Genomic DNA, 13103 nt, shown 5'->3' on the forward strand with positions numbered 1-13103 from the left:
GGCCGGCGGCCCGCCGGTGGGCGGCGAGCGCGTCGAGGTAGCTGTTCGCGGCGGCGTAGGCGGCCTGGCCGGGGGCGTCGCAGAGCGCCGCGGTCGAGGAGAACAGGACGAACGCGGCCAGGTCGCGGTCGGCGGTGAGCTCGTGCAGGTGCCAGGCGGCGTCGGCCTTGGGGCGCAGCACCGCGGACAGCCGTTCCTCGGTGAGGTCGGCGATCAGGCCGTCGTCCAGCACGCCGGCGGCGTGGAAGACGGCGGTCAGCGGGTGGGCGGCGGGGATGGTGGCGAGCAGGGCGGCCAGGGCCTCGCGGTCGGCCGCGTCGCAGGCCTCGACGGTCACCGACGCACCGGCGCCGGCGAGTTCGGCGGCCAGCTCACGGGTGCCCGGGGTGTCGGGGCCGCGGCGTCCGAGCAGCAGCAGGTGGCGCACGCCGTGGTTGGCCACCAGGTGGCGGGCGAGTTCGGCTCCGATGCCGCCGGTGCCACCGGTGACCAGGACCGTGCCCTCGGGGTCGAACGCGGCCACGGCGGCGGTCGGGACGGCCTCGGCCGGGAGCAGGCCGGGGACCAGGACGCGGCCCTCGCGGATGGCGAGCTCGGGGCGGCCGGTGGCGACGGCGGCGGCCAGCAGGCGGTCGGAGGTGGGATCGGTGTCGACGTCGGCCAGGACGAGGCGACCGGGGTGCTCGGCCTGCGCGGCACGGATCAGGCCCCACAGGGTCGCGGTGGCCGGGTTCGGCGACTCGGTCGCGTCGGTGGCGACGGCGCCCCGGGTCGCCACGACCAGGGTGGTCGTCGCGGCGGCGGGGTCGGCGAGCCGGGCCTGGACGGCCGACAGGACCTGGCCGGCGACGGTGCGGGCCGCGGCCGGGGAGGGGTCTTCGGCGAGCGGGGCGCGGTAGACGACCGCGGCGGCGTCGGCGGTTCCGGAGTTCCACTCCGGCAGCACCGCCTGCCCGGCGTCGACGGCGACCGGCTGCCAGCGCACCTCGTACAGCGGCCCATGGCCCGCGGCGCCGGCGGAGCGGAGCCGGTCGGCCGGAACTGGCCGCACCAGGTAGGAGGAGACCGTGGCGAGCGGCGCGCCGCTCGGGTCGAACAGCGACAGAGTGGCCTGGTCCGCGGTGTCGGAGGTGAGACGCACCCGGGCGGCGGTCGCTCCGGACGCGGCCAGACCGACCCCGGCCCAGGCGAACGGCAACCGGATCCGGTCGTCCGCGGCCGGGCCCCACACGAAGTCGGTGGCGTGCAGCGCCGCGTCGAGCAGCGCCGGGTGAATCCCGTACGCGCGCGCGTCCACCCCGTCCGGCAGCGCGATCTCGGCGAACACGTCCGTGCCGCGCCGCCACACCGCGTGCAGTCCCTGGAAGGCGGGGCCGTACTCGTAGCCCTGCCGGCTCAGTTCCTGGTAGACGGCGGTGACATCGACCGGCGTCGCGCCGGCCGGCGGCCATTCGGTCGCGTCGGAGGCACTGGTTGCCACGGCGGCGGTCAGCGTCCCTTCGGCGTGCCGGGTCCACGTGGCCTGGTCGGGGGCGTCTTCGCGGCGCGCGTACACCCCGACGGTGCGGGCCCCGCCGTCGTCGGCCGGCCCGACCCGGACCTGGAGGGCGACCGCCCCGGTTTCGGGCAGCACCAGCGGGGCGGCCATGGTCAGGTCCGCCACGGCCGGGCAGCCGGCGTGTTCGCCGGCCAGCAGCGCGAGTTCGACGAAGGCGGTGCCGGGCAGCAGGGCGACGCCGTCCATCACGTGGTCGGCCAGCCAGGGCTGCGCGGCGCGGGAGACCCGGCCGGTCAGCAGCAGGCCGTCGTCGCCGGCGGTACGGATCACGGCGCCGATCAGCGGGTGCGCGACCGCGCTCTGCCCCAGCGTCTCGGCGAAGGCCGCGGGGCGGGCCGCGGGCAGCCAGAACCGGCGGCGCTGGAACGGGTAGCGCGGCAGCTCGACGGGACGCACCGGTTGCCCGGCGGCGAAGGCCCGCTGGTCGGCGGCAGCGCCGCGCGCGATCGCGGTCGCCACGGAGTCCGCGAGGGTGCGGTGCTCGTCGCGCTCCCGGCGCAGTGTCGGCAGGAAGACCCCGGAGGCGAGGTCCGGGCCCAGCGCCGTCAGTGCCGTGTCCGGGCCGAGTTCCAGGTACGTGGCTACGCCGCGGCCGGCCAGAGCGCGCACGGCGTCGCTGAACAGCACCGGGCTGCTGACGTGCCGCACCCAGTAGTCGGGCTCCGACAGCTCCAGCGCGGTGGCGGCCCGCCCGGTCACGGTCGAGACGATCGGGATCCGCGCCGGACGGTAGTCGACGGCCTTGGCGGCGCGCCGGAAGTCGTCGAGCATCGGCTCCATCAGCGGCGAGTGGAAGGCGTGGCTGACCCGCAGTGCCTTCACCCGGCGGCCCAGCGCGGCGAAATGCGCGGCGATCCGCTCCACGGGCTCCCGGGCGCCGGACACCACGACGGACCGGTCCCCGTTCACGGCGGCCAGGCCGGCCCTGTCGGCGACCTCGGCCAGCAGCGGCGCGAGCTCCTCGGGCGTGGCCTGCAGCACGGTCATCGCGCCGCCCTCGGGCAGTTCGGCCATCAGCCGGCCGCGGGCGCCGACCAGCAGCGCGGCGTCGGCCAGCGACAGGACGCCGGCGGCGTGCGCGGCGGCGAACTCGCCGACCGAGTGCCCGGCCAGCACGTCGGGGCGCAGGCCCCAGGACTCCAGCAGGCGGTAGAGGGCGACCTCGACGGCGAACAGGGCGGGCTGAGCGTAGTCGGTGCGGTCGATCAGGCGGGCGTCGGCGGAGTCGGGCTCGGCGAACAGGACGGCCCGCAGGGGCGTGTCCAGCTGCAGGCCGAGCTGGTCGGCGGCCTCGTCGAGGGCCTTGGCGAAGACCGGGTGGCGACGGCTCAGTTCTCGTCCGGCGCCGATCCGCTGGCTGCCCTGGCCGCTGAACAGGAAGGCCAGGGAGCCGCGTTCCTCGCCGCCGGTGAAGAGGTTCGCCGCCGGTTCGCCCGAGGCGGCGGCCCGCAGGCCACGCACCAACTCGTCGCGGTCCGCGGCGACCACGACGGCACAGTCGACCAGCGTGGCACGGGTGGTGGCCAGGGCGTGGACCAGGTCCACCGGCTCGGCGCCGGCCTCGACCACCGGGACCAGCGCCTGCGCGGCGGCGCGCAGCGCGGCAGCGCCGCGGGCGCTGACCACCACCGGTACCGGGCCGGCGGTGGACGAGGGGGCCGGGTCGGCCGACACGGGAACCGCGTCGTCGGCGTCCCCTTCCTCGAGGACCAGGTGCGCGTTGGTGCCGCTGATGCCGAACGAGGACACCGCGGCCCGGCGCGGACGCTCCGCACGCGGCCAGACCACCGGCTCGGTCAGCAACCGCACCTCGCCGGCCGACCAGTCGACGTGCGGCGACGGCGCGTCGATGTGCAGCGAGCGCGGCAGCAGCCCGTACCGCAGCGCCTGCACCATCTTGATCACGCTGGTGACGCCGGCCGCGGCCTGGGTGTGGCCGAGATTGGACTTCACCGAGCCCAGCCACAGCGGCCCGGCCTCGCCGCGGTCCCGGCCGTAGGTGGCGAGCAGTGCCTGCGCCTCGATCGGGTCGCCGAGCCTGGTGCCGGTGCCGTGCGCGTCCACCGCGTCGACGTCCGCCGTCGTCAGACCCGCGTCGGCCAGCGCCTGGCCGATCAGCCGCCGCTGCGCCTGGCCGCTGGGCGCGGTCAGGCCGTTCGAGGCGCCGTCCTGGTTGAGGGCGCTGCCGCGCACCAGGGCCAGTACCCGGTGCCCGTTGGCGCGGGCGTCCGACAGGCGTTCCAGCACCAGCAGGCCGACGCCCTCGGCGAAGCCGGTGCCGTCGGCGGCGGCCGCGAAGGGCTTGACCCGGCCGTCGGCGGCCAGCCGGGGCGCGGAGCAGCCGGAACGCACTCACCGGGTGTGGATCACCGACTCCATGGAGTCGGCCGACCCGCCGTAGGCAGTGAGTGTTTTCAGAGTGGCCACTGATCGGGTGACGGGGCGGTGTGGGTTCGGGGTGCGCGACGGACAGGGCTCCCGTGCCGTTGAGGGAGGTGTTCGACGTCTCAACTCAGCAGCACAGGAGCCCTGTTGGTTCCCTATCCTGCCGTACTCGACCTGTCTCACGCCTTGGTCGAGTGGGTCACGATGCTCATCGTCACCCGTGAAGGTGACCGCCGGTGCAAGCTTCCACCGCACCGGCGGGCGTTGATCGTACTGGTGTACCTGCGCCGCCACGAAACGCTGGCCCGTATCGCCGCGGCTTTCGGGATATCGGTCGGCACAGCCCATGACTACGTCACCGCGGTCACCGGCCTGCTCGCCGAGCAGGCACCCGGCCTGCTGAAGACGCTGCGCGCACACGATCCGGAGTCTGTTCTCCTGCACGGCACGCTCGCCGAGTGCGACCGCGTCGGTGACGGCAGGGCCGACTACTCGTCGAAACACAAGCGGCACGGGGTGAACGTGCAGGTCGTCACAGATCCCGGCGGGGAGATTCTCTGGCTGTCGCCGGCGCTGCCGGGCCGGACCCACGACCTGACTGCCGCCCGCACCCACCAGATCCTTCGGACCTGCGAACGCCAGGGCACCCCGATCCTCGCCAACATGGCCTATATCGGTGCCGGCGACTGGGTCACCACCGCCAAGCGCCGCCCGCCAGGCGGCGAACTCAACCCCACCGAGCAGACCGCGAACCGGGCCCTGCCCGCAGCCCGTGCACCCGTCGAACAAGGCATAGCACGACTGAAGTCCTGGCAGATCTTCCGCAGATCCCGCATCAGCCCCAACCGAATGAGCGTCATCGCCAGAGCCGTCCTCACCCTCGAGAGGCCACTCTGAAAACGCTCAGTGTCCGCATCCAGGACGCACACCGCTCCGACGGGCAACACGGACTCGTCGTACCAGCCCACAAACGAACCCTGGAACACACGCCGAACCACCTCAACCACCCACACCACCCCAACCACCACCAGCAGAAACCTCAGCCGAGCGCCTGTCGAGACTTCTGACCACAACATGATCGCTCAGATCGCAGTCCACTTCACTCAGCGTCTCCTAAGGCCGCGTAGCTCAGATCGTGCGCTGTCAGAGACGAGGGCTCCAGCCTCAGCCAGACCGTGCCCCGCACCGTTGGGTCGTCGCGCAGGTAGTGGACGAAGCGTGTGTCCCACCGGGACTCGTCCGAACCCAAATATCGGACCAGCTTACGGCGGCCACGGGCGACATCGAAGGGAACAAGTTCAGCACGCCCCCGAGCAATGACCTGACGGACAAGGCCAGTAGCGACGTCAACACACGTCCACGACAAGGGCGATCCGTGGTTCTGCGCTCACCCGGTGGAAGAGCTTGGTCCATGGCCCAGTCAGTATCCAGAAGGCACCCTCCTCCCACACGAACCACACGGGCCGCACGGTCGGCCCGTCAGTCGCCACGCGGGCGGTGAGTGGCTGACTGAGAAAAACATCAATGTCAAAGGGCGAAGAAGTCACGTCTCCATGGTCGTTCTCCGGTCTGCGACCGGACACCCCGACCTTTGGCCTACGTCCTTCAGGGCAAGTGGTGCCTGCCGACTCACCAGGATCGTCGCAACATACAAAGTGTTGCGACGATCCCTGGAATCCGCCGACGAACGATGTAACCGGCGGGTGCGCCTGCAAGGCCGGACGGCCCAACGGGCACTCGGGGTCTCCTCGGTGACCGTCGGCGCCGGGCCGGCGGGCCTGCTCAGGCCCGCCGGTCGGTACTGCGTACGCGATGCCTCAGCTGCCGCAGGCACAGCCCGCAGCCGTCGGCGCGGCCTCGGGCGTCTCCGGCTGACCGGCACAGCAGGCGTCGCCGCCGAGCGCGGCGCTCTTGCCGAGCTCGTCGGCGTCGGCCTTGACGACGTAAACCTCCCACGGCTCCTTGCCGGGGCCGTGGACCCAGACCTTGTCCTGGAGGGCATAGCAGCAGGAGGTGTCGTTCTCCTCAAAGGTCGCGAGCCCGGCGTCCTTGAGGCGGGTGGTGGCGGCCGTGACCTCGTCGGTGGTCTCCACCTCGACGCCGAGGTGGTCCAGGCGGGTCTCCTGTCCCGGCTCGCCCTCGATGAGGACGAGCTTGAGCGGCGGGGTGGTGATCGCGAAGTTCGCGTAGCCGGGGCGTCGCTTGGCGGGCTCGACGCCGAACAGCTTGGAGTAGAAGGTGACCGACGCTTCGAGGTCGGCGACGTTGAGCGCGAGCTGGGCACGGGACATGGCGGTCTCCCCGGATCGGTTGTATCGATGCCTGTCGATTTAACCTTGCATCTTGGATCGAAGAACGTCAACATAGAAGCATGTCGAAACAAGAGTTTGTGGTGCTCGGCCAGGACGGCGTCGAGGGGGGCTGCCCCGCCCTGCTGACCGCCCCGCTGGACGAAGGCCAGGCCGAGACGCTGGCGAAGGTGTTCAAGGCGCTGGGCGATCCGGTCCGGCTGCGGCTGCTGTCGATGATCGCCTCACGGGCGGGCGGGGAGGTCTGCGTCTGCGACCTCACCCCGGCGTTCGACCTGTCCCAGCCGACGATCTCCCACCACCTCAAGCTGCTCAAGCAGGCCGGGCTCATCGACTCCGAGCGGCGCGGGACGTGGGTGTACTACCGGCTGCTGCCGCAGATGACTGACCGCCTCGCACAGGTCCTCACCCGGCCCGCCGGACAGCCCCTGCCCGAGACCGCGGCTGCCGGGGCCGCCTCGTGAGCGCCGAAGCGACCACCGCGGTGACGCCCGCGGGGCCGGTCGCCGGTCGGCTGTCGTTCCTGGACCGCTTCCTCGCCGTGTGGATTCTGATCGCGATGGGCGCCGGCCTCGGCCTGGGCCGCCTCGTGCCCGGCCTCGGGGACGCGCTCGCGAAGGTCACCGTCACCGGCGTCTCGCTGCCGATCGCGCTCGGCCTGCTCGTGATGATGTACCCGGTGCTCGCCAAGGTCCGCTACGACCGGCTCGACACCGTCACCCGCGACCGGCGCCTGCTCATCCCGTCCCTGGTCCTCAACTGGATCGTCGGCCCGGCCCTGATGTTCGCCCTGGCCTGGATCTTCTTGCCGGACCTGCCCGAGTACCGCACCGGCCTGATCATCGTCGGCCTCGCCCGCTGCATCGCCATGGTCATCATCTGGAACGACCTCGCATGCGGTGACCGCGAAGCCGCCGCCGTCCTCGTCGCCCTGAACTCCGTCTTCCAGGTCCTCGCGTTCAGTCTGCTCGGCTGGTTCTACCTCTCCGTACTCCCCGGCTGGCTCGGCCTTCAGCAGACCGCGCTCAACGTGTCCGTGTGGCAGATCGCCCGCAGCGTGCTGATCTTCCTCGGCATCCCCCTGCTGGCCGGGTTCCTCACCCGCCGCCTCGGCGAGAAGGCCAAGGGCCGCACCTGGTACGAGACGAAACTGATCCCCCGCATCGGGCCGTTCGCCCTGTACGGGCTGCTGTTCACGATCGTGGTGCTGTTCGCCCTCCAGGGCGACGCCATCACCTCCAAGCCGCTCGACGTCGCCCGGATCGCGCTGCCGCTGCTGGCGTACTTCGCCGTGATGTGGGCCGGGTCCCTGGCCGCCGGGCGCGCGGTCGGACTGGACTATCCGAAGGCCACCACGCTGGCGTTCACCGCCGCGGGTAACAACTTCGAGCTGGCCATCGCGGTCGCCATCGCCACCTTCGGCGCCACCTCCGGCCAGGCCCTCGCCGGAGTCGTCGGCCCCCTCATCGAGGTGCCCGTCCTCATCGGCCTGGTTTACGTCGCGCTCAGGGCCCGCCGCTTCTTCCCCCAGCCCACCCCGACGGCCGCTCCGGCCGCACCCCCGGAAGGTTCCGCCCGTGTCTGAGACCAAGCCGTCCGTGCTGTTCGTGTGCGTCCACAACGCCGGCCGCTCCCAGATGGCCGCCGCCTTCCTCACCAGCCTCTCCCAGGGCACGGTCGAGGTCCGCTCCGCCGGCTCCGCACCGGCCGACACCGTGAACCCGGCCGCCGTACAGGCGATGGCGGAGGTCGGCATCGACCTGTCCGCCGAGACTCCGAAGGTGCTGACCATCGAAGCCGTACAGGCGTCCGACGTGGTGATCACCATGGGCTGCGGCGACACGTGCCCCGTCTTCCCCGGCAAGAGGTACCTCGACTGGGCGCTCGACGACCCAGCCGGTCAGGGGATCGAGGCCGTCAGGCCGATCCGCGACGCGATCGAACAGCGCATCCGCAACCTGCTCACCGAACTCCAGCCCGACTGACACTTCCTGTGGCAGGACGACTGACGTCGACGCCGGTCGCCCCAGGACGACCGCACGGCATCGGCAACAGGCGCCGCGCACCCTCGGCCGGTCCGCCCCTCACCCGATCCCCGCGCCCACCGCGTTTCCGTACCCGCCCTCGTCGGTGACGGCCCCGCCCGGCGTTCCGGCCGGCCGCGTGGCTTCAGGCGGTGGCAGGGCTTCCGCCTTGGCGCGCATCTCGGCAGCGCGTGCCACACGCAGGACGCCGAACAGATCGGCCGCCCCGGTCCAGCTCGCCCGGGCGTCCTCGGTCTCTCCGAGTTCCAGTTGGGCGGATGCGAGGTTGTCCAGCACCTCGGCCCGCATGTAGTCGTCGCTGAGCTCTTCGAAGATGTGCAGTGCCGTCCGGTAGCCGGCGACGGCGGCATCGAGATCGCCCATGCGCTGCTGGACGTAGCCGATGGTGTCCCAGACCGCCGCCTCGTTGCGCCGGTCTCCGACTTCCCGCAGGACTTCGAGGGTCTCCTCGCTCTTGGCCATGGCTTCCTGGTGCCTGCCGAGCAGCGCGAGGCACCAGCTCTCGTGCGTGAGCACGCGACCGATCTCTTCGCGGTGATCGAGTGCCCGGGCGAGCACCAGGGCTCTACGGGTGTGCCGCAGAGCCTCGGCGTGGCGTTCCTGGCGCACCCGCAGCCAGCCGAGGTTCCGTTCGGCGCGGGCCTGTTGTTCCGGAGACAGCCGGTGCAGGTGCCTCAGGAGCAGGTCCAGGGGCTCGTCAGCCTCGTCGGAGTGTCCCGTCTCCACCAGGGCGCGAGCCAGGTTGTAGCAGATCCTGACGACGGCGACGGGGTCGTCGAGCGCGAGGGAGGCGTCGAGTGCCATGCGCGTGGTGGTGATCTCCTCGGGCCATCGACCGGCGACCAGGGTGTTGTACACCACCCATTCGAGCGTGACGTCGATACGGTGGCGCCTCAGCAGCGGGTTGTCCAGGGTACGCAGGGCCGCAGCGGCCGTCGCCTCCTCCAGGCGGTACCAGTCGAGCCCCTCCTCGCGGTTGTCCATCTCCACGTGCACCACCCCCGGCAACGGAACGTTGGGCAGTTGGTACGGGTCCTGCCCGATGAACGCGTTGACCGTGCATGCGTTGTGGCGCAGATAGTCCAGCAGGCGTGTCTCCGCGCCCAGGCGGTCGTCCTTCTCCTGGTCGACGAGTTCGGCGCCGTAGGCGCGGACCAGGTCGTGGAGCACGTAGCGGCCGTCGGAGTCCCGGGAGAGAAGACTGGCCGAGGTGAGTTCGCGCAGATGTTGCCGGGCCCGCCCCAGTTCCACGTCGGCGAGGGAAGCAGCCGCCTGCGCGGTCACGGCCGGCCCGGGGTGGACAGCAAGATAGCGGAAGAAACGGGCGGTCCCAGGTGTGAGCGCCTGGTACGACCGGGAGAAGACGATACGGACGTCGACCCGGTGGTCCGCGACCGCGAGGCCGTCCAGCCGCGGCCGGGCCTCTCGCAGTTCGCGGACGGCGAGCCGCAGTGGCATCCGGGGCTCCGCACTGAGCTGGACGCCGACGACCGCGACAGCCAACGGCAGATACCCGCACAGCGCGACCAGTTCGGCCGCGCCCTCGGGCTCCGCCCGGCAGCGCTCCTCACCGATCCTGGCAGCCAGCGCGGCAAGGGCCTCCGCCTCGGTCCATACGTCCAGGCTGACCAGGGAGGCGCCCTCGGCCGCGGCGAGACCGGAGAGCTGGTTGCGCGAGGTGACGATCGTCAGGCACCCCGTGGAGGCGGGCAGCAGCGGCCTCACCTGCTCCGCACTCGAAGCGTTGTCCAGAACGACGATCAGACGCCGGGGCTTGGTCCGCTCCCGGAACAGCACGCCGCGCTCGTCGGTGCCGGGCGGTATCTCGCCACTGGGCACGCCGAGCGCCCGCAGGAAACCGCCGAGGGCCTCACCGGGGTCGAGCGGCTTGTCCGAGTGCTCGAATCCCCGCAGGTTCACATAGAGTTGGCCGTGGGGAAACCGGTCGGCGACCTGGTGCGCCCAGTGCACGGCGAGTGCCGTCTTGCCGACCCCGGCCATGCCGCCGATGGCGGAGATGACCACGTGCCCGCCGTTTTCGGCGACCTGATCGGTGTAGCCGTGGACGGCCCTCAGCACCTCCTCGCGTCCGCGGAAGGCCGCCAGGTCGGGCGGGAGTTGCTGCGGCACCTGCCAGGTGTCGCGGGCGGACGCCAGCACGAGACGCCGTCGCTCGTCCTCACCCATGTCGAGCGCGTCCATCAGTTCGCCCAGGGTGGCCTGGCGGGGAAGACTCTTCCCGCGTTCCATGTCGCTGATGGCCCTGACACTCACCCCGGAGAGCTCGGCAAGCTGTTCCAGTGTGTGCAGCGACCGCTGCCGCGCCTCACGCAGCAGTCGGCCAAGTTCCCGCTTGTCCATATCCGCTCTCCTGGAGCATGTCCCCGCAGGGAAAGCCGGTGACGCCGCTTCGGCTGTCTCTCCAGAAGATTATGGTTTCGGAGCAAGCTCCCCGAACGCATCTCACCTGGCGAACCGGGCAACCCGTGACCCGACCGCCTCCGCACTGTCGAACCGCTCGATCGGGAACCCGATCCGGCCGTCGAGGCGGACGACGCGGTCGGATCGCACCGCGGGAGCAGACCGGTCGTCCTGGCCATGTCGTCGAGCTTGCGACGCGTGTTGCCTCGGGCCGTGGAGGTCACGGCGGCCCGGATGTCGGGACGCCACGCCGGCCGCTGAAGGGCCGGCCACGTCTCCCGCCCGGCAGGACTCGCCCTGGGGGCGCTCGCAGAGCTTGCCGACTCCGTCCTTCGTCAGTCACGTCCGCGACCAGCGAGCGCGAGACCGCCCCACAACTTCATCACCTCCTTGACAGGTGACGCACGTATGCCGCAAAGTCATGCTCATTGATGCGGGCGACGCCTGTTTTCGGCCGGCCGCCCGTCAGTTCGTGAGGTCGCGACGGCGCGGTCCTCCGCCCACCGACGCTCGCGGGCCTGATGAAGGCAGTGGCGTCGCCCATGGAGGTTGCGTTGCTCACGCTGATACTCATCGGACTGGTGGGCGGGTTCGTCACCGCCGTCTCTCCGTGCATCCTGCCCGTCCTGCCCCTGGTATTCCTGTCGGGAGGGCTCCCTGCGACGCAGCAGGACGCGGCGGAACCGGCTCACCGGGGCCGGCCCTACGCCGTCATGGCCGGGCTGGTGCTCAGCTTCAGCCTGATCACCCTGTTCGGAACCCTGGTGCTCGGCGCTCTGCCACTGCCCGAAGACATCATCCGCTGGGCGGGCCTCGGGGTCCTGCTGCTGATCGGCATCGCCATGATGTTCCCGAAGCTGCAGGATCTGCTCGAGCGTCCGTTTGCGCGGGTCGGGCAGCGGCAAGTGGTCGGCAGACGCAGCGGGTTCCTCGTCGGCCTGGCGCTCGGCGCGGTGTACGTGCCGTGCGCCGGCCCGGTGCTCGCGGCGATCACCGTCGCCGGGGCCACCCAGCGGATCGGGGTACGGACCGTGCTGCTGGCCGTCTCGTTCGCGGTCGGCACAGCCATTCCCCTGCTCTTCTTCGCCCTCGCGGGCCGGCGCATCGGCGAACGGGTGCGGGCCTTCCGGACCCGGCAGCGGGGCGTCAGGATCGCCGCCGGCCTGGTCTTCGTCGTCCTGGCACTGGGCCTGACCTTCAACGTCACCGACGCCTTGCAACGCGCGGTCCCCGACTACACCGCCCGTATCAACAAGGCGATCGCCGGCGGGGTCTCAGCGGCCGGCTCCGACGGGAACCGAGCACTCCAGGAGTGCGTGGAGCAGCCCTCCACGGAACTGCGCGACTGCGGCAGCACACCTGAGATCTCCGGTACGGGGCAGTGGCTGAACACACCTCAGGGCGCGCCGGTGACCAGGGACGCCCTGAAGGGCAAGGTGGTCCTCGTCGACTTCTGGGCCTACTCCTGCATCAACTGCCACCGCGCCATCCCGCACGTCAACGCCTGGTACGAGCGGTACAAGGCGCACGGTCTGGAGGTGATCGGCGTACACAGCCCCGAGTACGCCTTCGAACACGTGCCCAGGAACGTCAAGTCGGGTGCCGAACGGCTCGGCATCACGTATCCGATCGCTCTGGACAACCGGTTCACGACGTGGAACAACTTCCACAACGTCGCCTGGCCCGCCGAGTACCTCATCGACGCCGACGGGCGGGTACGGCACGTCTCCGTCGGTGAGGGCGGCTACGCCGACGAGGAGAAGGCGATACGGCAGCTGCTGGCCGCGGCGCACCCGGGCTCTTCCCTGCCCGCGCCCGTGGACGTGCCGGACGAGACCCCCACCGATCCCGACCAGACCCCGGAGATCGGGCTGGGGGCCGGACGCAGCCTCTCCGTCGCGAACGGGCCTCTCAACAAGGGCACCGGCGTCTTCGTCCACAAGGGAAGGCTGGAGCCCGGCCAGTACGCTCTCAACGGTGAGTGGAACGTGGGCTCCGAAGCGCTGACCAGCAAGCGGAGTTCCACGATCGAACTGCGCTTCTCCGCCCACGACGTCTACCTGGACGTGGGCGGGACCGGCACCGTCACCGCGACCCTGAACGGGAAGACCACCACGCAAACAGTCTCCGGCGCGCCCAACCTCTACCGAGTGGCGGGCGGGACCGGGTCCGGACAGGACGTGCTGACCCTCAAGCTCTCCTCAGGGCTCAGCGCCTACTCGTTCACCTTCGGGTGAGGCCGGGCCGCCTCCGGCCTCACCGTGGCGCCGCCCGCGTCGGCGGGAGGCGGCTCGTCTCGGTCACCGCCCCGCTGCTGGCCCCCGGGATCGTGGCCACCGCCCTCTTCGCCTTCATCACCGCCTGGAACGAGTTCTTCTTCGCCCT

General features: G+C 71.4%; 7 protein-coding genes and 3 pseudogenes. 6 read left to right on the forward strand and 4 right to left on the reverse strand.

Annotation, left to right across the window (positions count from 1 at the left end; all coding sequences use genetic code 11):
- Nucleotides 1-3883, reverse strand: a pseudogene (locus ACWD3D_RS23015) (SDR family NAD(P)-dependent oxidoreductase); the annotation flags it as partial.
- A 207-nt stretch (nucleotides 3884-4090) separates the two neighbouring features.
- Between ACWD3D_RS23015 and ACWD3D_RS23020 the strand changes: the two are divergent.
- Nucleotides 4091-4840: a transposase family protein gene (locus ACWD3D_RS23020; protein WP_451462707.1), complete on the forward strand. Its 750-nt coding sequence runs from the start codon at nucleotides 4091-4093 to the stop codon at nucleotides 4838-4840.
- A gap of 202 nt (nucleotides 4841-5042) precedes the next feature.
- On the opposite strand, the pseudogene ACWD3D_RS23025 reads toward ACWD3D_RS23020, so the two are convergent.
- Both ACWD3D_RS23025 and ACWD3D_RS23030 read right to left on the reverse strand, forming a co-directional pair.
- Nucleotides 5043-5469 (reverse strand): annotated as a pseudogene (locus ACWD3D_RS23025) (pyridoxamine 5'-phosphate oxidase family protein).
- Between the two features lie 291 nt (nucleotides 5470-5760).
- Nucleotides 5761-6234, reverse strand: a complete 474-nt coding sequence (locus ACWD3D_RS23030; protein WP_451462708.1) for an ArsI/CadI family heavy metal resistance metalloenzyme — start codon at nucleotides 6232-6234, stop codon at nucleotides 5761-5763.
- An 80-nt stretch (nucleotides 6235-6314) separates the two neighbouring features.
- Between ACWD3D_RS23030 and ACWD3D_RS23035 the strand changes: the two genes are divergently transcribed.
- From ACWD3D_RS23035 to ACWD3D_RS23045, 3 genes are read left to right on the forward strand one after another with little or no spacing between them, the layout of a single operon-like run.
- Nucleotides 6315-6716, forward strand: coding sequence for an ArsR/SmtB family transcription factor (locus ACWD3D_RS23035; RefSeq protein WP_451462709.1), 402 nt, complete (start codon nucleotides 6315-6317; stop codon nucleotides 6714-6716).
- The gene (arsB, locus tag ACWD3D_RS23040; RefSeq protein ID WP_451462710.1) at nucleotides 6713-7837 is read left to right on the forward strand and encodes an ACR3 family arsenite efflux transporter; all 1125 of its coding nucleotides are present in this window, start codon (nucleotides 6713-6715) and stop codon (nucleotides 7835-7837) included. Before ACWD3D_RS23035 ends, arsB begins: the two co-directional genes overlap by 4 nt.
- The gene (locus ACWD3D_RS23045; protein ID WP_451462711.1) at nucleotides 7830-8237 is read left to right on the forward strand and encodes an arsenate reductase ArsC; all 408 of its coding nucleotides are present in this window, start codon (nucleotides 7830-7832) and stop codon (nucleotides 8235-8237) included. The genes arsB and ACWD3D_RS23045 overlap by 8 nt, the downstream gene beginning before the upstream one ends.
- A 99-nt stretch (nucleotides 8238-8336) precedes the next feature.
- On the opposite strand, the gene ACWD3D_RS23050 is transcribed toward ACWD3D_RS23045, so the two are convergent.
- The gene (locus ACWD3D_RS23050) at nucleotides 8337-10658 is read right to left on the reverse strand and encodes a helix-turn-helix domain-containing protein (RefSeq protein WP_451462712.1); all 2322 of its coding nucleotides are present in this window, start codon (nucleotides 10656-10658) and stop codon (nucleotides 8337-8339) included.
- Nucleotides 10659-11272: 614 nt separating this feature from the next.
- On the opposite strand from ACWD3D_RS23050, the gene ACWD3D_RS23055 reads away from it, so the two are divergent.
- Together ACWD3D_RS23055 and ACWD3D_RS23060 are read left to right on the forward strand one after the other, a co-directional pair.
- Nucleotides 11273-12955, forward strand: coding sequence for a cytochrome c biogenesis protein CcdA (locus tag ACWD3D_RS23055; protein ID WP_451462713.1), 1683 nt, complete (start codon nucleotides 11273-11275; stop codon nucleotides 12953-12955).
- 47 nt (nucleotides 12956-13002) lie between these two features.
- Nucleotides 13003-13103: pseudogene (locus ACWD3D_RS23060) on the forward strand (carbohydrate ABC transporter permease); the annotation flags it as partial.

It is taken from the genome of Streptomyces sp. NPDC002690, assembly GCF_053592415.1.